Origin of the sequence: Microbacterium sp. NFH-22A-Y, from assembly GCF_021401375.1 — a bacterium.
GTDB lineage: Bacteria > Actinomycetota > Actinomycetes > Actinomycetales > Microbacteriaceae > Microbacterium > Microbacterium hominis.
Map to the genome: position 1 here is coordinate 1062951 of NZ_JACBGF010000001.1, position 18881 is coordinate 1081831.

20 protein-coding genes are annotated in these 18881 nt (G+C 71.9%); 7 read left to right on the forward strand and 13 right to left on the reverse strand.

From position 1 onward, the window contains the following. Position 1 precedes the first annotated feature (1 nt). Genes L0965_RS05035 through L0965_RS05045 form a run of 3 tightly spaced genes read right to left on the reverse strand, consistent with a single transcriptional unit; the run spans position 2 to position 2978 of the window. Entirely contained in the window at positions 2–1645 is a 1644-nt protein-coding gene (locus L0965_RS05035; RefSeq protein WP_101305859.1) for an FAD-dependent oxidoreductase, read from the reverse strand. After that, entirely contained in the window at positions 1642–2685 is a 1044-nt protein-coding gene (locus L0965_RS05040) for an alcohol dehydrogenase catalytic domain-containing protein (protein ID WP_101305860.1), read from the reverse strand. Before L0965_RS05040 ends, L0965_RS05035 begins: the two co-directional genes overlap by 4 nt. Next, positions 2685–2978 carry a YciI family protein gene (locus L0965_RS05045; protein WP_101305861.1) on the reverse strand — a complete coding sequence of 98 codons (294 nt, stop codon included), beginning with the start codon at positions 2976–2978 and terminating at the stop codon, positions 2685–2687. The genes L0965_RS05040 and L0965_RS05045 overlap by 1 nt, the downstream gene beginning before the upstream one ends. 122 nt (positions 2979–3100) lie before the next feature. Between L0965_RS05045 and L0965_RS05050 the strand changes: the two genes are divergently transcribed. Continuing rightward, a complete protein-coding gene (locus L0965_RS05050) occupies positions 3101–3841 on the forward strand; it encodes an SDR family NAD(P)-dependent oxidoreductase (protein WP_101305862.1) in 741 nt (246 codons plus the stop codon). Here the strand turns inward: L0965_RS05050 and L0965_RS05055 are convergent. From L0965_RS05055 to L0965_RS05085, 7 genes are all read right to left on the reverse strand, one after another. Further along, positions 3835–4698 carry a shikimate dehydrogenase gene (locus tag L0965_RS05055; RefSeq protein WP_060959864.1) on the reverse strand — a complete coding sequence of 288 codons (864 nt, stop codon included), beginning with the start codon at positions 4696–4698 and terminating at the stop codon, positions 3835–3837. The genes L0965_RS05050 and L0965_RS05055 overlap by 7 nt on opposite strands. A 73-nt stretch (positions 4699–4771) precedes the next feature. Continuing rightward, positions 4772–6181: an MFS transporter gene (locus L0965_RS05060; protein ID WP_082734171.1), complete on the reverse strand. Its 1410-nt coding sequence runs from the start codon at positions 6179–6181 to the stop codon at positions 4772–4774. A 147-nt stretch (positions 6182–6328) separates the two neighbouring features. Next, a complete protein-coding gene (locus L0965_RS05065; protein ID WP_060959925.1) occupies positions 6329–7225 on the reverse strand; it encodes a LysR family transcriptional regulator in 897 nt (298 codons plus the stop codon). Positions 7226–7265: 40 nt separating this feature from the next. Next, complete coding sequence (locus L0965_RS05070; protein ID WP_101305863.1) at positions 7266–7727, reverse strand: VOC family protein; 462 nt, start codon at positions 7725–7727, stop codon at positions 7266–7268. Next, positions 7724–9529: an FAD-dependent oxidoreductase gene (locus tag L0965_RS05075; RefSeq protein WP_101305864.1), complete on the reverse strand. Its 1806-nt coding sequence runs from the start codon at positions 9527–9529 to the stop codon at positions 7724–7726. Before L0965_RS05075 ends, L0965_RS05070 begins: the two co-directional genes overlap by 4 nt. After that, positions 9526–10398, reverse strand: a complete 873-nt coding sequence (locus L0965_RS05080; protein ID WP_101305865.1) for a sugar phosphate isomerase/epimerase — start codon at positions 10396–10398, stop codon at positions 9526–9528. Before L0965_RS05080 ends, L0965_RS05075 begins: the two co-directional genes overlap by 4 nt. Then, positions 10398–12122: an FAD-dependent oxidoreductase gene (locus tag L0965_RS05085; RefSeq protein WP_101305866.1), complete on the reverse strand. Its 1725-nt coding sequence runs from the start codon at positions 12120–12122 to the stop codon at positions 10398–10400. Before L0965_RS05085 ends, L0965_RS05080 begins: the two co-directional genes overlap by 1 nt. Positions 12123–12453: 331 nt before the next feature. On the opposite strand from L0965_RS05085, the gene L0965_RS05090 reads away from it, so the two are divergent. Further along, a complete protein-coding gene (locus L0965_RS05090) occupies positions 12454–13428 on the forward strand; it encodes a DMT family transporter (protein WP_101305867.1) in 975 nt (324 codons plus the stop codon). On the opposite strand, the gene L0965_RS05095 is transcribed toward L0965_RS05090, so the two are convergent. After that, positions 13403–14038, reverse strand: a complete 636-nt coding sequence (locus tag L0965_RS05095) for a nitroreductase family protein (RefSeq protein ID WP_101305868.1) — start codon at positions 14036–14038, stop codon at positions 13403–13405. The genes L0965_RS05090 and L0965_RS05095 overlap by 26 nt on opposite strands. After that, a complete protein-coding gene (msrB, locus tag L0965_RS05100) occupies positions 14035–14451 on the reverse strand; it encodes a peptide-methionine (R)-S-oxide reductase MsrB (RefSeq protein WP_060959858.1) in 417 nt (138 codons plus the stop codon). The genes L0965_RS05095 and msrB overlap by 4 nt, the downstream gene beginning before the upstream one ends. 65 nt (positions 14452–14516) lie before the next feature. On the opposite strand from msrB, the gene L0965_RS05105 reads away from it, so the two are divergent. From L0965_RS05105 to groL, 5 genes are all read left to right on the forward strand, one after another. Further along, positions 14517–15527, forward strand: a complete 1011-nt coding sequence (locus L0965_RS05105; RefSeq protein ID WP_101305869.1) for a DUF2332 domain-containing protein — start codon at positions 14517–14519, stop codon at positions 15525–15527. Positions 15528–15535: 8 nt separating this feature from the next. Continuing rightward, a complete protein-coding gene (locus L0965_RS05110; protein ID WP_060959857.1) occupies positions 15536–15805 on the forward strand; it encodes a DUF3263 domain-containing protein in 270 nt (89 codons plus the stop codon). A 9-nt stretch (positions 15806–15814) separates the two neighbouring features. Further along, on the forward strand, positions 15815–16387 hold the full coding sequence (locus L0965_RS05115) for a LytR C-terminal domain-containing protein (protein ID WP_101307179.1): 573 nt from the start codon (positions 15815–15817) through the stop codon (positions 16385–16387). 147 nt (positions 16388–16534) lie between these two features. Next, positions 16535–16738 carry a cold-shock protein gene (locus L0965_RS05120; protein WP_005051075.1) on the forward strand — a complete coding sequence of 68 codons (204 nt, stop codon included), beginning with the start codon at positions 16535–16537 and terminating at the stop codon, positions 16736–16738. Positions 16739–16906: 168 nt separating this feature from the next. Continuing rightward, positions 16907–18526, forward strand: a complete 1620-nt coding sequence (gene groL, locus L0965_RS05125; RefSeq protein ID WP_005051072.1) for a chaperonin GroEL — start codon at positions 16907–16909, stop codon at positions 18524–18526. A 60-nt stretch (positions 18527–18586) separates the two neighbouring features. Here groL and L0965_RS05130 read toward each other — a convergent pair whose 3' ends face one another. Continuing rightward, a complete protein-coding gene (locus L0965_RS05130; RefSeq protein ID WP_060959856.1) occupies positions 18587–18874 on the reverse strand; it encodes a WXG100 family type VII secretion target in 288 nt (95 codons plus the stop codon). Positions 18875–18881: the final 7 nt, after the last annotated feature.

Consider the following 18881-nt stretch of genomic DNA (forward strand, 5'->3'; position numbering starts at 1 on the left):
CTCATCGCCCGGCCCCCACGAGCGTGCGCGCGGCGCGCGCCGCGGCCGCGGCCGCAGGACCGGCGACGAAGGCGCGTGCGACGGCGGAGCCGAGCGTCGCACCCCCTCCCGGATAGGTGCCCCGGAAGACCCCGGCGGAGACGTTGCCCGCGGCGAACAGACCCGTGATCGGGGTTCCGCTCCACGAGAGCACGCGGCTGTCGCGATCGGTCAGAAGGCCTCCCGAAGTGCCGAGTGCCCCGGCCCGCACGGGGACGGCGGCGTACGGCGGCGTGGACAGGGGGGCCAGGCACGGGTTCGGGGTGTGCGTCGCGTCGCCGAGGAACCGGTCCTGGGCGCTCGCGCCCCGTCCGAACACCGTGTCCACGCCGGTGGCGGCATCCCGGTTGAAGCGGGCCACCGTCGTCTCCAGCCCGTCGGGATCGACGCCGATGGCGATGCCGAGCTCGCGCACCGACGGCGCGGTCACCGCCCAGTCCGGGGCCGCGCCCGTCGCCGACCCGGCGATCGGGTAACGCTGGGCGAACGCCGCGTCGAACACCAGCCACGCCGGGCTGTTGCGCGGCCGGCCGGTCACGGGATCGGTGTCGCCGAACATGCGGCACGTGTCGGCGTACGCGAGGGCCTCGTTGACGAAGCGCTCGCCGGCCGCGTTGACCGTGAGCGAACCCGGCAGCGTCATCTCGACGTTGCCCATCCGTCCCGACGGTGCGCCGTCGTAGACCTGCTCCGGAGGGGTGAGCACCGGCACGCCCCAGATCTCGGTCATGTCCGCGACTGCGGCGCCGAGCGCCAACCCCAGCTCGAGCCCGTCGCCCTCGTTCGACGGGGCACTGATCGGGGTGACGTCGAAGGGGAGGAAGGCGGCCCGCAGGTGCGCGTTCCACTCGAAGCCCCCGGTCGCGACCACGACCGCGCCGGCGGTGACGGTCGTCTCGGCGAAGGAGACCCGCCACCGGTCGCCCGCACGTTCCAGTCCGTCGGCGCGGACGCCGCGCACCACCCGGATGCCGCGGTCCAGCGCACTCGCGACGAGAGACCCGACGAGGGCTCCTCCCATCGTGCGCACGCCGCGGGCGGCGCGGTCGGCTAGCAGGGTCGGATCGGCGGCCCGACCGTCCAGGTCGTCGCGCTCGGCCATCGTCAGCAGCGGGAAGTAGGACGGCGGACGAAGCGCCTCCGCGAGCCCGGGGAAGGGCGCGGGGTCGAACGGCTCGTTGTCCAGCGAGCGTCCGCCCGCGGCCGCTCCCGGCCATTCGCCGCGATAGTCGGGACGGGCCAGGGGAGCGAGACGGACGCGCGTCGCGGTGTCGAGATAGGCGATCGCCTCCCGGATCGTCTCCACGTACCACTCGATCGTCTCGGCATCCATGACGTGCCCGGACGCGGCGGCGAGGTAGTCGCGCCCCGCGCGGGGGCTGTCGGCGAAGCCCGCTGCGGCCGCGATGTCGGTGGCGGGGGCCCAGATGACACCGCCGCCGGCGCACGTGGTGCCGCCCAGGCGGTCGGCCTTCTCGGCGACGCAGACGACGGCGCCGGCATCCGCCGCCCGCAGGGCCGCGACCAGACCGGCCGCCCCCGAGCCCAGCACGAGCACGTCGACGGCGGGCGGCAGCTGCTCGACTCCCGCGAGGACGCCGCTCACGCCGTGGCCTCCGTCTCCGCAGAGAGCAGGACGAGGATCTTGCCGGTGGGAATGGACGGGTCGGCCATCGTGCGGAACGCCTCCGGGAGGTCGCTGAAGGGGAAGCGGTGGGTGAGGAGCGCCGCGGTGGCCGCGGGGTGGCGCGCGAGCATCGCGAGACCGTCCGGGATCAGGCCTCGGCTGTTGCGGCTGCCGTGCAGCTCGATCTCCTTGTCGGTGAGGTCTTTGACCGTGATGCGGGCGGGGCGGGGCGAGATCCCGACCTGCACGATGCGCCCGCCGGCCGCGATCAGGCGGACGGCGTTCTCCAGCGACGCAGGCACCCCCGTCGCTTCGATGACGACATCGGGTCCGGCGCCGTCGGTGAGGGCGGACAGCAGCGCTCGCTGCTCGTCGTCGGGGAATCCGTCGGCCACGCGGAGCGCGTGAGCCGCGCCGAACTCCCGCGCGAGGGCGACGCGCTCGGCGTCCGTGTCGGCCGCGATCACCGTCACGCCGCGTTCGGTCAGTCCGAGCGTCGCCAGCAGCCCGATCGGCCCGCATCCGAGGACGAGCGCCGTCTCGCCGGGCTGGGCTCCGGCGCGTGCGACGGCCTGCAGGGAGATCGACGCCGGTTCGCCGAGGGCCGCCGCATCCAGCGCGAGGTCGTCGGGCACCCGGTGCAGCCGGTCGACCGGGACGCTCACGACCTCGGCGAATCCGCCGTCCTCGTAGCATCCGCGCACCGACAGGTGCGGGCAGACGTGAGAGCGCCCGCGCCGGCAGGCGGGGCAGTCGCCGCACGCGACCAGCGGATCGATCGCGACACGCTCGCCGCGGGAGAATGCGGCGGCGGGGTCGGCGTCGATCACGGTGCCCGACATCTCGTGCCCCTGCACGAGGGGCAGCTGCGTGGGGAAGTCGTCGTCGAAGATGTGCAGGTCGGTGCCGCACAGGCTCACGGCGTGGATGCGCACACGGGCGTGGCCGGCGCGCGGCTGCGGCTCGGCGATCTCGTCGAACGAGAGCGTTCCGCGGGCGACGGTGCGGGCGGTGCGCATCAGGAGACCGTGTTCCGCGGATCGAAGAACACGTTCCACTCGGCGACGGTGCGCTGCGCGATGAGGCCCTCGGTGAAGAACGGGTCCTCGTCCAGACGGGCGCTCAGCGTGTCGCGGTCGGTGTCCTGGAGGATCAGCAGCGCGCTTGGGTCGGTGCTGGCGAGGGGGCCGCTCATGTACAGGATGCCCGCACGGTGCAGTCCCTGCAGGAAGGCGAGGTGGGCCGGGCGGTGCGTGGCGCGGGCCTCCTCGCTGCCGGGCGCGTAGGCGTATGACACGGCGAACGTCGGCATGATGACTCCTTCGTCTGGGCTCACGGACTCCAGTATGTGACGAAGATAGTGTGAACAGAACGACTGAATCAGTCATTGTTTATGCTTGATCCCGTTCAAATGGGCGCGCTACCGTGGCGGGCATGTCACAGGTGACTTTCGACTTCCGAGACACGTCCGTCGTCATCACGGGAGGGGCGCGCGGGATCGGCGCCGGCATCGGGGCGCTGTTCGCGGCATCCGGTGCCGACGTGTCCGTGTGGGATCGCGAGCCCGCCGCCTTCGCCGGATCGTGGGAGCCTTCCGCGCTGCTGACGGCGGACGTCACGGACGAGCGGTCGTTGCGCGACGCGATGGACCAGACGCTGCGCCGCGTGGGCAAGGTCGACGTCGTGGTCTCCTCCGCGGGGATCACTGGCCCGGTCGGACCCCTCTGGGACTACGACGCGGACGCGTGGCGACGGGTGGTCGATCTCGACCTCACCGGCGCCTTCCTGACGGCCAAGACCGTCGTGCCGCACCTGCGCGAACGCGGCTACGGACGCGTCATCACGGTCGCCTCGATCGCCGGCAAAGAGGCGACCGCCTCGCTGTCGGCCTACACCGCCGCGAAGCACGGCGTCGTCGGCATGACCAAGGTGTTGGCGCGCGAGCTGATCGCCGACGGCGTGACCGTGAACGCCATCGCGCCCGTCATGGTGCGAACGGAGCTGTTCTCGCAGCTGACCGACGAGTTCATCGAGCGCACGCGCGCCCTCATCCCGATGGGGCGCTTCCTGACGGTGGAGGAGGTGGCGGCGACCGTCGCCTGGATCGCGAGCGATCAGTGCGGCTTCACGACCGGAGCCACCTTCGACCTCTCCGGCGGCCGCGCCGACTACTGAGTCGCGCCCGTCAGCGCGAGGAAGCGGGCCCGCATCCGCTCCGGATCCGCGTCCCGTCCCGTGATCAGCCGGAAGGTGTCGGCGGCCTGGCCGACCACCATCCGCCCGCCGTCGAGAACCGCGCACCCGAGGGCCTGCGCCGTCTCGATCAGCTCCGTGCGCAGCGGCCGGTAGATCGCGTCGGCGACCCAGAGGCCGGAGTGCAGCAGCGACGGGTCGACAGGGATGCCGGGGTGGCCCACCATGCCGATGGGGGTCGCGTTGACCAGTCCGTCGGCCGCTCCGATCGCCGCCGCGAGCTCGTCGGCGCCGATCGCCACGATCTCCGCTCCCGGGAAGGCCGGGCCCAGCGCCGTGCGCACCGCCCGGGCGCGTTCGACGACGGGGTCGAAGACCGACAGCACCCGCGTGCCGGCGTTCAGGAGGGCGAAGGCGATGGCCGAGCCCGCTCCGCCCGAGCCGAGGAGGACGACGCGGTCGAGCGCGGGGGAGTCCAGCCCGTCGCGCAGGCCCTGGGCGAAGCCCGAATGGTCGGTGTTCGCGCCGATCGCGCGGCCGTCGCGGAACACCACCGTGTTCACGGCGCCCAGCAGCTCGGCGTCGGGGGAGAGCTCGTCGAGCGCCGACAGGACGGTCTGCTTGCAGGGGTGGGTGATGTTCAGTGCGTCGTAGCCGAGTTCCTGCGCCTGCCGCACCAGTTCGGCGCCGTCGGCGGCCGTCCGGCCGAGGGCGTCGATGTCGATCGTGCGGTAGAGGTAGCGCACGCCGTGCGCGTCGGCCTCGCTCTCGTGCAGGGCGGGCGTCGACGACGACCCGATCCCCGAGCCGATGAGTCCGACGAGGTAGGAGCGTGTCATGGGGTTCCGTTTCTGGGGACGCGGATGCCGGGAGCCGCGCCGGTGACGGCGGCGGCGCCCGGCATCCTGGTGTTCAGCGGCGGCTGAAGCGGTCGTAGGGCGTCGTGCGCACCGACTGCGTGAGCGCCTCGCCGGTCTCGGTGCGGCGATCGATCTCCGCGAGCTGACGCCGGCTCAGACCGAGGTGCGCCGTGGGCGTCCGCGAGGTCTCGGGGGCGAACACGGTCGCGATTCCCGAGATCAGGACGATGCCGATCGTGAAGAACGCGACCGCGGGCCAGTTCTGCTCGTTGCCCTCGCCCGTCACGAAGCCCTGCGCGATCGCGGGCGTGAAGCCGGCCAGGACGAGCCCGAGCATCAGGCTGACCGCCATGCCGGTGTAGCGCACGCGCGCCGGGAACTGCTCCGGGAAGTAGGCCGGGTACACCGAGTTGGACAGGGTGTAGGCGATGCCGATGAGGAAGATGCTCAGCGCCCACACCAGCGGCATGTTCGCGGCGTCGACGGCGGCCAGCACGGCGTAGATCGTGATCGACTGCAGCACGAGGCCGACGAGGAAGACGGGCTTTCGTCCGATCCGGTCCGACAGTGCCCCGGCGATCGGGCCGAAGCAGACCGCGGCGAAGTTGGCGACGGTGATGATGATGAGCATGTTCGCCCGCGGGATGCCGGCGACGGTCGTGCCGTAGGCCAGGACGAACACGTTGAACATCGTGTTGACGACGGTGAACAGCGACATCAGCGTCACGCGCAGGACGGTGCCGCCGTTGTAGCGGAAGAGGGTGACCAGCGGGATCTTCGCGACCTCCTCGGTCTCCTTCACCTCTTCGAACACCTCCGGCTCGTCCAGCATGCGGCGCAGGACGATCGCGACGACGGTCACGGCGAGCGATGCCCAGAACGGCACACGCCAGCCCCAGCTGAGCAGCGCGTCCTCGGGGAGGGCCGCGATCGGGATGAACACGAGGCTCGAGATCACGATGCCGAACATGATGCCGGACATCGTCCAGCTCGTGAAGAAGCCGCGGTGACGGTCGGGGGCGTGCTCCAGCGTCAGTGCGCTCGAGCCCGGGGACTCACCGCCGGCCGACACGCCCTGGATCAGGCGCAGCGCGACGATGATGATCGGCGCGGCGACCCCGATCGCGTCCCACGTCGGCAGGCAGCCGACGAGGAAGGTCGCCACGCCCATGATGGACAGGCAGGCCAGCAGCGCCTTCTTGCGTCCCCACCGGTCTCCGACGTGTCCCCACAGCACGGCACCGAACGGGCGGGCGACGTAGGCGACGCCGACCGTGGCGAACGACAGCAGCGTCGCCACGCCGGGCTCGCCGGCGGGGAAGAACAGGTGCGGGAAGATCAACGCCGCGGCGGACGCGTAGATGAAGAAGTCGTAGTACTCCAGTGCGCTGCCGATGAATCCTGAGACGGCGGCGATGCGCGCGTTGTTCTTCTTCCGGGGAGGAGATGTCGTCGTTGACATGTGCTCTGCCTTCGTTCGAGGGCGCTGAGGCCAGACGCCGTTGTTCTGTGGGGTGCGGTCGCGTGTGCGATGCGCTCCCGACAGCGTGGCATCCCTATTGTGTCGCGTCCAGAACTAGGTTTGTCTGAAACAAAGAGGATTCTGCGCTTAATCTTCCGGTGTCGGCAGGATGCGCTCCGCGAGGTCGAGCACCGCCCGGAGCGCGGCGCTCTGGTCGTCCTTGAGCCAGGCGATGCCGTGCCGCATGTACTGCGGCTCGTCGAGCAGCTCCACCCACCGGGCCCCCTGCGGCATGATCGGCGCCAGATCCTCGGCGGTGATCGTCACGCCGATGCCCGCCGCGACGAGGGTCAGCATCATGTAGGGGTCCGCCACCTCCTGCACGATGTTCGGGCGGAAGCCCGCGGCGACGCAGCAGCGGATGAGCCCCTCGGCCATGGCGGACGAGCCGTCCGTCGGCATCGAGAGGAAGTCGTCCTCGGCCAGCTGACGCGCGTGGAGTGCCGGCTCATCGGCCAGGGGATGATCGATCGGCAGGGCCGCGCCCAGACGCGTGCGGGCGATCATGCGGGAGTCGATGCCCTCGGCGGCGACCGGCAGCCCGACGAACGCCAGGTCGAGGGTGCCGCTGCGCAGCTTGGCGAGCCCATCGCGGGTGCGGACGCGACTGACCAGCTGCAGGTCCACCTCCGGCAGCTCCCGCCGGGCCGCGCGCGCCAGCGCCGGCAGGGTCAAGTGGTTGAACGCGCCCGAGAACCCGATGCGCACGGTGCCGCGGATGGCGCCGGAGGCCGCGCGCGCGGCCTCGGTGGCCAGGGCGAGGTCCTGGATCACGCGGTAGGCCATCGGCAGCAGTGCCCGCCCGGCCGGCGTCAGCGCGACGCTGCGCGTGTTGCGCTCGAAGAGCTCGGTGCCGATGCTCGCCTCGAGTCGGCGGATGGTCTGACTCAGCGGCGACTGCGCGACGTGCAGGCGTTGGGCCGCGCGTCCGAAGTGCAGCTCCTCGGCGACGACGACGAAGGCTTCGAGCCAGCGGATCTCCACCTCGCGAGCATAACGGCTGCCGATGTCCATGTCGGAGCGCTCACACGGGCGTGGACAGGATCTCGAGGAAGAAGCCCAGCGTCGGGCGCGCGTCGAAGTAGGCGTAGCGGACGCCGCCGCCGCGCACCGAGTCCCCCTCCTGATGCACGGGCATGCCCGCCGCGGCCATCGCCGCGACGACGGCGTCGTGATCGTCCACCGCGAAGCGGATGTGGTGCAGTCCCGGGCCGTGGTCGTCGAGGAACTCCTGCCAGATGTCGGGGCCGCCGCGGGGCGCGAGGAACTCGATCTCGATGCCGAACAGGTCGTAGAAGAGCGCATCGACCTCCGTGTCCAGGCTCGACCCGCGATAGCGTGCACCGCGGTAGCGGGCAGTGGTGCGCAGCCGTGGCTCGATGCCGAACGCCGCGCGCATCCCCGCCGCGGCGGCATCGAGGTCGGCGACGACCACGCCGATCTGGTCGAGTGCGGTGGCGAGGGTCCGCAGGTTCGGGGCGGTCATGACCGTGCCTCCGTCGTCGCGATCCCCACGGCACCCTCCGCGGGGGAGGAAGGCGCGGCGGATGCCGCGTGGCGCGCGGCGATGTAGCCGAAGGTCATGCCCGCGCCCACCTGCCCGCCGGCGCCGGGATACTCGGAGGCCATCGGGGAGTCCGCGTCGTTTCCGGCCGCGTACAGCCCGGCGATCGGTCGGCCGTGCGCGTCGAGCACGCGGGCCTCCGTGTCGATCCGCAGTCCCCGCGCGGTGCCGAGCGGGGTCGGGACGAGGGGAAGGGCGTAGAAGGGCGCCCTGCGGATCGGTCCGAGGTTGACGTTGGGGCGGTGGCGCGCGTCGCCGTACTGATGGCCGAACGGGCTCGTGCCCTTTCCGAACTCCTCGTCGACGCCCGTGACGGCGGAGCGGTTGTTGACCCGGACGGTCTCGGCGAGCCCGTCCGGGTCGACGCCGATCCGTCGCGCGAGCTCGGCGATCGTTCCGGCGCGGTGGATGTAGCCGTCCGAGACATAGCGGCGCAGCGCGCGCCCGGGGGTGTGCGGGCGGATCATGCCGAGGCCGTACTCGCGCAGGGCGTGGGCATCGATGATCAGCCACGCCGGGATGGCCTCGTCGCGGGCCTGGGCGGCGTACATGGCGCGGACGAACCGGTGGTACGACACCGACTCGTCGACGAAGCGGCGTCCCGAGGCGGTCACCGCGACGATGCCGGGCTTGGCACGGTCCCAGATGTGCGGGAAGACGACGAGCGACCCGTCGCGGCGCCGGCCGATGGAGCTGGGGAACCAGAAGCCGTTGTCGCCGTGATCCGGTCCGAGCGCGGCGCCCGCGGCGAGGCCGAGGGCGAGCGTGTCGCCCGTGGCCCCCTCGGCGGCGCGGGTGAACTGGGGCGTCGGGGCGGGCAGATGCGCCTCCCGCCACGCGTGGGAGGCCGCGAACCCGCCGCCGGCGAGCACGACGCCGCGCCGCGCGAGCACGCGCCGCTCACGCCCGTCCGCCTCCACGATCGCGCCGACGACGCGGCCGTCCTCGATCAGCAGCTCCTTCGCGGTGCTGCTGAACGAGACTCGGCCGCCGCGCGCCGTGAGGGTGTGGAAGAGGTTCGCGACGAGGGCGTTGCCCATCGCCAGACGGGTGCCGCGGGGGTAGCGCAGGCGATCGAAGAACCAGCGGATGCCGAGGGAGAGCGCCGTGGCGGCCGCCCGCGGCGACCAGCGGAACAGCTCCAGCAGGCGGTTCACCTCCGCCCGGCGCACCATGAGCGTGCCGCCGAACAGGGCGAACTCCGGCACGGGCGGCCGGACGCGCCGGAAGTCCTCGTAGCCCAGGCGGCGCCCGTCGAAGGTCTCCGGCTCCAGGGCGCGGCCGACACCGGCTCCGTCCTCCTCGGGGTGGTAGTCGACCACCGTGCGGGAATGCCAGAACCGCACTCCCAGGTCGTGGAACCAGTCGATCATCTCGGGGCCGCGGTCGAGGTAGGCCTCCCGGATCTCACGGGGCGCCTTGTCGCCGACCACCGCGTCGAGGTAGCGCGAGGCCTCCGCTCTCTCGTCCGCGAGCCCCTGTGCGCGCTGATGACGGTGACCGGGCACCCAGCAGGTGCCGGCGGAGTAGGCGGTCGTCCCCCCGAGGTACTCGGTCTTCTCGAGCACCAGCGTCTCCAGCCCGCTCGCGGCGGCGGTGACGGCGGCCGACAGGCCTGCGGCCCCCGTGCCGAGCACGAGAAGATCGACGACCGTGTCGCCGGGGCGCGCCGTCGCGGCGACCGCGCTCTCGGCATGCGGGGTGCGGGGGGTCGTGGCGGTCATGAGCGCTCTCCTTCGACGACGATGTGCCCGGCCGCCTCCGCGGCGGGCGAGGGTTGGGTCCGATCGACGCGCTCCAGCAGGTCTCGGGTGCTCCGGGCGACCCGGCGGGCGTAGGCGAGCGGATGCAGGCGCGCCTGCAGGCGCGCGTGGGGGATCTCGACGCTCACAGGAGTGCCGGGCCGTACGGCCTCGAGGAGCTCCGCCAACGGCAGCCCGCCTTCGCCGACCAGCAGCCGCTGCGCGCGGGCTTCGCCTTGCAGTGCGGCCACCCGGTCGTCGCCGCACGGGGCGGTCGGCGGCGCGTCGCACAGTTGGAGCACCGGCACGAGCGACGCTTCGAGGCCGCGGATGTCGTCGAGCGACGATCCGCCCCGCCAGATGTGGAGCGGGTCGAGCATCAGGGCCGCGCCGGTCTCACGGGCGATCGCGGCGGCGTCGGCGACGCGGCCGACGGGTTGATAGGAGATCGGCTCCAGCAGCGGGCGGATGCCGTGGGCCGCGGCATCCTGCGTCAGTGCCGCGAGCGTGTCGATCAGCCGTGCGCGGTCGGGGTCGGCCCCGGTGACCGTCAGCGCCGACGCGCCGAGGGCGGCACCGGCTTCAAGGGCGGGGAGCCACTGCTCGCGTCCGACCCCGGCAGTGAGCGGCAGGAACTCGACGTCGCGGACGGTCAGTCCCGTGTGCTGGAGTCTCGCGAGCGTCTCGGCGAGCATCGGCGAGCCCGGTCGCATGTCGAACGCGCGTTCCTGGGTCGTGACGGCCCGGACGCGGATGCCGACGAAGCCGAAGCCGGCCGCGGCCGCGATGTCGACCAGCTCGGGCGGCGTGAGCGTCAGCAGCGTGAGGTGCGCCACCCCCATCTCGCGCATCACCGGACCGCCGCCGTCTCGATGCGGGCGAGGTCGCGTCCGACGACGTAGCCGAAGGTCAGCGCGGGCCCGATGTTGACGCCGCCGGCGGGGTAGTGGCCGCCCATGACGTTGGCCTGGTCGGCGCCGACGGCGTAGAGCCCCGGGATGGGGCGGTCGTCGGCATCCACGACGCGCGCGCTCGCATCGGTGGCCAACCCCGCGAAGGTGCCGAACGAGCCGGGCAGTACGCGGACGGCGTAGAACGGCCCCTTCTCGAGGGGGGCGAGCGAGGGGTTCGGCGTGACGGAGGCGTCGCCGCCGTAGCGGTTGAAGGCGGTGCGTCCCCGCCCGAACCGGGTGTCGACGCCGGCGCGGGCGTCGCGGTTGAACTCCGCGACGGTGCGTTCGAGTCCGTCCGGATCGATCCCGCATCGCGCGGCGAGCTCGCGCAGGGTCGGCGCCTTCACGAGGTAGCCGTTGCGCAGGTAGGGCAGCAGCGGCACGGGGCGCGGCCGGGCCATGCCGAGCGGGAACCGTCGCACGAAGGTCGCGTCGGCGATCTGCCACGACTGGACCGGCTCGCCCGCCGGCACCGCCGCGAACATGCCGGTCACGTAGTCGTAGTACCCGTTGGCCTCGTTGACGAACCTCTCGCCCGTGCTGATGACGCCGATGCTGCCGGGCTTGGCGCGGTCCATGATGTGCGGGAACACGCCGGTGCGCCCCGTCGTGCGATAGGTGATGAGCGACACGGGGCACCACGCGCCGGCGGCGGCGCCCTGCTGGAGGCGTCCGCCGACGCTCTCTCCGAGCGAGATGCCCGTGCCGTCGGCGGTCGCCGGCGCCAGGGTCCAGTGCTCCGTGCCCGTGGGGGTGCGGGGGAACCGGTCGCGCCGACGTTCGACGTCGTTCGGGAAGCCTCCGGCGGCCAGCACGACGCCGGCGCGCGCGACGAAGGTGCGTTCTCCGTCCGGCGTCTGGGCGACGACCCCGGTGACACGGCCCTCGGCATCCGTCGTCAGCGCGCGGGCGGGGGAGCTGACGCGGATCTCGACTCCCGCGTCCTCCGCGGACTGCAGCAGTCTGCCCACCAGGGCGGTGCCGTTGACCAGCTGCATGCCGCGACGGTGGAGCACGAGATCGACGAGGTGGAGCCCGACCCGCCACGTGCAGTGCCACAGACCCCGCAGGTCGCCGCGGGCCGCCGCGAGGAACGCGCCGAGGTCCGGTCCGGCCATGATCCCCATCCCGAGGAAGGACGTCTCGTAGAGCTGACCGCGAAGGAGCGCCCGCACCGAGCGGCTGAGCCGGCGTGCGTTGATCGGTTTCGGGGCGGCGGAGCGGTTGCCGGTGCCGGCATGGGGCAGATCGCCGTAGATGTCGTGGATCTTCGAGCCGGGCACGAACTCGAGCGCGGTCCGGGTGTGGAAGAACTCGATCATCTCGGGGGCCGCCTCCAGGAAGGCCCGCACCCGGTCCTCCTGGTAGTCGTCCCCGAGCACGGCACGCAGGTAGGCGCTGACGTCGTCCAGCGACTCATCGACGCCTTCGCGGGTGGCGAGCAGTGACCGCGGTGCCCACAGCCACCCGCCCGACCATGCCGTCGCGCCTCCGCAGACCTCCGCCGCCTCGAGCACGAGCACGGAGCTTCCGCCGTGAGCGGCGGTCACGGCGGCGGCGAGCCCACCTGCTCCCGCACCCACGACGACGACGTCGTACTCCGAGACGGGCGATGTCTGCATCAGGGGTCCTCCGTTGGCTCCGCGATGATCATGATCCCGAGGGACACAAACTGTGACGTTTGGTGTATATAATCAGGGATCGATCGTGTAGAAAAGAAGATATAGCGGTCGTGTGCGTCGTGCAACCCGCGTCCAGAGGTCGGCGCGCGGAGAGCGTTGTCGTTATGCACGGCGATGCGGCTGGCCTCCCGCGTCGGACGCCCCTAGATTCGATCTCGTGGACGAGCACGACCCGCGTACCGAACCCGACCCGATCACCGAAGCGATCTGCATCCTCGGCTACGACTGAGCAGCCGGGTCCCGCCGTCCTGCCCGGATAGGCTGAGGACTCGTGACACCTCCGACGACGCACCGGCTGCCCGCCGGCGTCGCCCTCGGGGGCGCCGTGCTCGTCGGTGTGCTGACGGCCATCCAGGCGCGCATCAACGGCCAGCTCGGTCTGCACATCGGCGACGGCTTCGTCGCCGCCGTCGTCTCTTTCGCCTCCGGCTTGGCCGTGCTCGTCGTGCTCTCTGCCGTCCTGCCGGCCGGCCGTCGTGGCGTCACGGCCCTCGTCCTCGGCATCCGTGCGCGCACGATCCCCTGGTGGATGCTGGGTGGCGGCCTGGCCGGAGCGCTCACCGTCGCCACGCAGGGGCTCGCCGTCGCGGTCATCGGCGTGTCGCTGTTCACCGTGGGTGTCGTCGCCGGGCAGACGCTCAACGGACTCGTGCTCGACCGCATCGGCTACGGCCCGGCCGGCGTCGTCGCCGTCACCATGCCGCGTGTCGCGGGCGGCATGCTCGCGCTCGTCGCCGTCGGCATCTCCCTGCAGGGCGGCGTGCTCGACCGCATCCCGTGGTGGATGCTGCTGCTGCCGTTCCTGGCGGGCGTCGGCATCGCGTGGCAGCAGGCGACCAACGGACGACTTCGTCAGCGCGTGGGCACGCCCCTGACGGCGACCTTCGTCAACTTCCTGGGCGGGACGATCGTGCTCGCGATCGCGGCGGCCGTCCACGTCGCGCTCGTGGGACCGCCCGCCGAGCTCCCCGCGGCCGGCTGGCTGTACCTCGGAGGCGTCGTCGGCGTCGCCTACATCTTCCTGTCGGCGGCTCTCGTCGCCCACACGGGTGTGCTGCTGCTGGGCCTGGGGGTGGTCGTCGGCCAGCTCGGCACCGCGTTCGCGATCGACGCCCTGTGGCCCGCCGATTCGGGCTCGGGCTGGGTCACGGAGCTGCTGATGGTGCTCGTGGCCGGGGCGTCCGTCGTCATCGCCGCCGCGCCGTGGCGGCGCCGGCGGACTAGTCCTTCTTCTTCTTCTTCTTGACCTTCTTCTTCGCCTTCGCCGCGGCGGCGTCCGCCTTCTCGCCGGAGACCGTCGCCGCCGGCATCCGCGTCAGGTGCGATCGAGGGTCGACCGAGGTCCGCCGTCCCGGGCGCGCGCCCTGCGGCTTGCCACCGACGTAGAGCCACCCGAGCAGCTCCTCGTCCGCGCCGAGGCCGTGCGCCTTCGCGACGGCCTTGGCGCGGGTGTAGCGACCCGTGCGCCAGATCACGCCCCAGCCCGCTTCGTCCAGCAGCAGGCTCAGCATGTGCGCGACGCCCGAGGCGACGGCCTCCTGCTCCCAGCGGGGCACCTTGTCGCTCTTGCGGTAACTGGCGACGATCGCGAGCACGAGGGGTGCCCGCAACGGCTTCGTCGAGGGCTTGTCGTCGCCCTCGGCCGTCGCGATGGCCGCACCGAGGGCCAGTCGGTCATCGCCGCGCAGCTCGATCACCCGCCACGGGCGCAGAGACGAGTGGTCGGCGACGCGGCCGGCCGCCGACACCAGGGTGAGCAGCTCGGCACGGGTCGGGGCGGCATCCGTCACCTTCGACCACGACCGCCGCCCGCGCACCGCCGCGAGGGCGGGGTAGTCGGTGACCGCGTCGATCACGACGCGTCCGCCTCGCCCTGCGGCGTGAACGAGAGCGACAGCGAGTTCATGCAGTACCGGTCGCCGGTGGGCGTGCCGAAGCCGTCGGGGAAGACGTGGCCCAGGTGGGACCCGCAGTTCGCGCAGCGCACCTCCGTACGCACCATGCCGTGGCTGCGATCCTCGATGAGCTCCACGGCCTCCGGCCGCACCGACTCGTAGAAGCTCGGCCACCCGCAGTGCGAGTCGAACTTCGTGCCGCTCTGGAAGAGCTCGGCGCCGCACGCGGCGCACGTGTAGAGACCCGCGCGGCTCTCGTCGAGGAGCTCGCCGGTCCATGCGCGCTCCGTCCCCGCCTGACGCAGGACGGCGTACTGCTCGGGGGTCAGCTCCGAACGCCACTGCTCGTCGGTCTTGGTGACGTGGTAGGTCATATCTGGCTCCTTAGTCCACCTCCATTCAACCCGACGTCGCGGGGGCGTGCTCCGTCCCGGCGAGAATGGAGCCCGTGGATGCAGAGATCGCCGCGGTCGCGGAACGCTACGCGCGCTTCGCGCGGAAGGAGGCGCCCGGGCGCTCGGCCGTGTACGCCGACTGGGCGGCCGGCGTCGCCGCAGACCGGACGGTGCAGTCCGTCCTGGCGCGGATCGCCCCGATGCACCGTCAGCCGCCGCTCGTCTTCGCCGTCGCGCGCCTGCTGGGCTCCGGCGAGCCGCCCTACGCGGTGTGGCGGGAGTGGCTCCTGCGCCACGCCGACGAGGTCGTCGGGGAGTGCGCCCGCCGGTCGCTCCAGACGAACGAGCCGCTGCGGTGCGCCGCTCTGCTGCCCGCGCTCAGCCTCATCGAGGGGCCGATCGCCCTGCTCGAGATCGGTGCGAGCGCCGGACTCTGCCTCTACCCCGACCGCTATTCCTACCGTTACGCGACCCCGGACGGCGAGATCGCCCTCGACCCCGACGACGGCACGTCGGAGGTGGTCCTGCACAGCGTGCTGCGCGGCCCGCTCGTACCGCCGCTGCGCTCTCCGACGATCGTCTGGCGCGCCGGGATCGATCTCGCACCGCTCGCGCCGACCGATCGCGCGACGGCCGCCTGGCTGACCGGTCTCGTCTGGCCGGGCGAGGAGGGCCGCGTCGAACGCGTCGCCGACGCGCTGCGCATCGCGGCGGCCGACCCGCCGCTGCTCCTCGCCGGCGACGGCTCCGCCCAGCTCGCCCGCGCCGTCGCCGCGGCGCCGCGGGAGGCGACACTCGTCATCCAGACCCCGGGGGTGCTGGCCCACATCCCGTGGGATGCCCGCCACGTCCTCATCGACGACGTGCGCGCTGCGGGACGGTGGATCACCCTCGACGCCCCGACGCTGCATCGCGGCTGGCAGGTGGGAGCGCACGCGCAGGAGCCGTCGTCGGACGGGTTCGCCCTCGCCCTCGACGGGCGCATCGTGGCGATGGCCGATCCGCTCGGCTCCTGGCTGGAGTGGCGCGAGGGGGAAACGTCCTCGCCGCGTTAGCGTGAAGTGTGCCCCTCGCCGACCGTGACCGCCTGCTCCTCGACTTCGAGTCGCGCTGGAGCGGTCACGATGCGGCCAAGGAGGAGGCGATCCGCGCGGAGCTCGGGCTCGCGCCGGCGCGCTACTACCAGCTCCTCGGCCGGGTCGTCGACCAGCCGGATGCGGCGGCCTACGATGCGATGCTCGTGCACCGGCTGCGCCGGTTGCGCGAGGCACGCGAACGCGAGCGCGCAGGCCGCGCCGCCGTTCCCGCGGTTCCCACGGGAACGGGCCGATAGCATTCTGTGGTGCCGAGAACCCCCGCTCACCAGGACCGCTTCGATGATCTGCCCCTCGACGGGGGCCGCATCGGTGCTCATCGCGCCGAGAACCCGCGGATGCGCGGGGGCGTGGTGGTGCTGTGGTCGGCGATCGCGATCGTCGTCCTCGTCGCCGTGGGCATCTTCGGCACGCTGGTCGCGACCGGGCGCGTGACCCTGTTCCCGACGCCGAGCGCGACCCCGACGCCGATCGCGACGGCCGAGCCCGTCGTCGACCCGTCGTTCAAGGTGACCGTGCTCAACGCCACCACGCAGTCGGGGCTCGCCGGCGCGCTCGCCCAGACCATCGTGGCCGCCGGTTGGGCCGCCGACGACGTCACGGCCGGCGATGCCGGCTCGACGGGGTTCCAGACCACCACCGTGTTCTATTCGGATCCCGCCGAGGAGGGCGCCGCCCGCGGCCTCGCGCAGGTCATCGGCGGTGCGACGGTCTCCCTCAGCGACGCCTATGCGGGGCTGGCCGGCGGCGACGGCAGCACGCTGCTGGTCGTCGTGATCGGCGCCGATCGCACGGATGCCGGCGCCACGCCGGCCGGCTGACACCGCGCGGACGCGACCTCCGCGGGGGAGTGTTTCACGCGTGTGAACACTTCGATGCGCGCGTGTCAACAGTTGCCGGATCGGCGTTTTCGCGCCGCGAGCGCTGGTTAGCATTGCGACGTCCCACCGCAGCATCAGGAGATTCGCATGGCCCAGGGTACCGTCAAGTGGTTCAACGCCGAGAAGGGTTTCGGCTTCATCACCGTCACCGATGGCCAGGACGTCTTCGTCCACTACTCCAACATCGACATGTCCGGATTCCGGGTGCTCGAGGAGGGGCAGACGGTCGAGTTCACCGTCGGTGCCGGCCAGAAGGGCCCGCAGGCCGAGTCGGTCCGCGTCGTCGCCTGACCCCGCGTCGACCCTCCTCCCGCGCGCCTTCGGCGGCGGTTCGGCGCGTGTCGCCGCGCCGGGCGTCGGCGGCTTGCACTCGTCATGCCAGAGTGCCAGAATGAGTTAGCACTCCATCCTCGCGAGTGCTAAAGACTCATCCTCACGTCCGGGAGGGACGACACACTTATGGCAAAGATCATCGCTTTCGACGAGGAGGCCCGCCGCGGCCTCGAGCGTGGCCTGAACATCCTGGCCGACGCCGTCAAGGTGACCCTGGGCCCCCGCGGTCGCAACGTCGTGCTCGAGAAGAAGTGGGGCGCCCCCACGATCACGAACGACGGCGTCTCGATCGCCAAGGAGATCGAGCTCGACGACCCGTACGAGAAGATCGGCGCGGAGCTCGTCAAGGAGGTCGCCAAGAAGACGGACGACGTCGCCGGTGACGGCACGACCACCGCGACCGTCCTTGCCCAGGCGCTCGTTCGCGAGGGCCTGCGCAACGTCGCCGCCGGGGCCGACCCCATCTCGCTCAAGAAGGGCATCGAGAAGGCCGTCAAGGCTCTCTCCGACGAGCTGCTCGCATCGGCGAAGGAGGTCGAGACCAAGGAGGAGATCGCCGCCACGGCATCCATCTCCGCCGCCGACCCCGAGATCGGCGCGCTGATCGCCGAGGCCATCGACAAGGTCGGCAAGGAGGGTGTCGTCACCGTCGAGGAGTCGAACACCTTCGGCACCGAGCTCGAGCTCACCGAGGGCATGCGCTTCGACAAGGGCTACATCAACCCCTACTTCGTCACCGACCCGGAGCGTCAGGAAGCGGTGTTCGAGGACCCGTACATCCTCATCGCGAACCAGAAGATCTCCAACATCAAGGACCTGCTGCCGATCGTCGACAAGGTGATCCAGGAGGGCAAGGAGCTCGTCATCATCGCGGAGGACGTCGAGGGTGAGGCCCTCGCGACCCTCGTGCTCAACAAGATCCGCGGCATCTTCAAGTCGGTCGCCGTCAAGGCCCCCGGCTTCGGCGACCGTCGCAAGGCCCAGCTGCAGGACATCGCGATCCTCACCGGCGGCCAGGTCATCACGGAGGAGGTCGGTCTCAAGCTCGAGAACGCCACCACCGACCTGCTCGGCAAGGCGCGCAAGGTCATCGTCACCAAGGACGAGACCACGATCGTCGAGGGTGCCGGCGAGTCCGCGCAGATCGAGGGTCGCGTGACCCAGATCAAGCGCGAGATCGAGAACACCGACAGCGACTACGACCGCGAGAAGCTGCAGGAGCGCCTCGCCAAGCTCGCCGGCGGCGTCGCCGTCATCAAGGCGGGTGCGGCCACCGAGGTGGAGCTCAAGGAGCGCAAGCACCGCATCGAGGACGCCGTCCGCAACGCGAAGGCGGCCGTCGAGGAGGGCATCGTCCCCGGTGGTGGCGTCGCGCTCATCCAGGCCGGCAAGCGTGCGTTCGAGAAGCTCGAGCTCACGGGCGACGAGGCAACCGGTGCGAACATCGTCAAGGTCGCCATCGAGGCCCCGCTGAAGCAGATCGCGCTGAACGCCGGTCTCGAGCCCGGTGTCGTCGCGAACAAGGTGTCGGAGCTGCCCGTCGGCCAGGGCCTGAACGCGGCCACCGGCGAGTACGTCGACATGTTCGCCGCCGGCATCATCGACCCGGCCAAGGTCACGCGCTCGGCGCTGCAGAACGCCGCGTCGATCGCGGGTCTGTTCCTCACCACCGAGGTCGTCGTCGCCGACAAGCCCGAGAAGGCTGCCGCGCCCGCCGGTGACCCCACGGGTGGCATGGACTTCTGAGTCCGACCCTCATCGGAAAGGCCCCTCCTCGGAGGGGCCTTTCTGTGTTCCCGGATGCCGTCAGCGGAACAGGCCCGCCGCCGCGACCTCGGTCTGCGCGTACTGCGCGCCCGCGTGACCGAGGGCGGTCCCGATGTCGGTGAGGGCGCTCTCCAGCTCGGTCTGCGCGCTGCGCCAGCGATCGACGAGACTCTGGAACGCGACGGCGGCGCCACCGGTCCAGGTGCCCTGGAGCTGGGTGAGCTGACCCAGCATCGCGGCGGTCTCGGCCTGGAGCCGGTCGGCGGTGCCGCGGATCGCACCGGTGGCGGCGAGGACGGCGTCCGCATCGACGCTGAAGGCGGTCATGGGATCT

Bases quoted from the DNA above. Each gene is read 5' to 3' on its own strand.
- L0965_RS05040 (WP_101305860.1), bottom strand. From the start codon at position 2,685: ATGCGCACCGCCCGCACCGTCGCCCGCGGAACGCTCTCGTTCGACGAG.
- L0965_RS05045 (WP_101305861.1), bottom strand. From the start codon at position 2,978: ATGCCGACGTTCGCCGTGTCATACGCCTACGCGCCCGGCAGCGAGGAG.
- L0965_RS05050 (WP_101305862.1), top strand. From the start codon at position 3,101: ATGTCACAGGTGACTTTCGACTTCCGAGACACGTCCGTCGTCATCACG.
- L0965_RS05055 (WP_060959864.1), bottom strand. From the start codon at position 4,698: ATGACACGCTCCTACCTCGTCGGACTCATCGGCTCGGGGATCGGGTCG.
- L0965_RS05060 (WP_082734171.1), bottom strand. From the start codon at position 6,181: ATGTCAACGACGACATCTCCTCCCCGGAAGAAGAACAACGCGCGCATC.
- L0965_RS05070 (WP_101305863.1), bottom strand. From the start codon at position 7,727: ATGACCGCCCCGAACCTGCGGACCCTCGCCACCGCACTCGACCAGATC.
- L0965_RS05075 (WP_101305864.1), bottom strand. From the start codon at position 9,529: ATGACCGCCACGACCCCCCGCACCCCGCATGCCGAGAGCGCGGTCGCC.
- L0965_RS05080 (WP_101305865.1), bottom strand. From the start codon at position 10,398: ATGCGCGAGATGGGGGTGGCGCACCTCACGCTGCTGACGCTCACGCCG.
- L0965_RS05085 (WP_101305866.1), bottom strand. From the start codon at position 12,122: ATGCAGACATCGCCCGTCTCGGAGTACGACGTCGTCGTCGTGGGTGCG.
- msrB (WP_060959858.1), bottom strand. From the start codon at position 14,451: ATGACCTACCACGTCACCAAGACCGACGAGCAGTGGCGTTCGGAGCTG.
- L0965_RS05105 (WP_101305869.1), top strand. From the start codon at position 14,517: ATGGAGCCCGTGGATGCAGAGATCGCCGCGGTCGCGGAACGCTACGCG.
- L0965_RS05120 (WP_005051075.1), top strand. From the start codon at position 16,535: ATGGCCCAGGGTACCGTCAAGTGGTTCAACGCCGAGAAGGGTTTCGGC.
- groL (WP_005051072.1), top strand. From the start codon at position 16,907: ATGGCAAAGATCATCGCTTTCGACGAGGAGGCCCGCCGCGGCCTCGAG.
- L0965_RS05130 (WP_060959856.1), bottom strand. From the start codon at position 18,874: ATGACCGCCTTCAGCGTCGATGCGGACGCCGTCCTCGCCGCCACCGGT.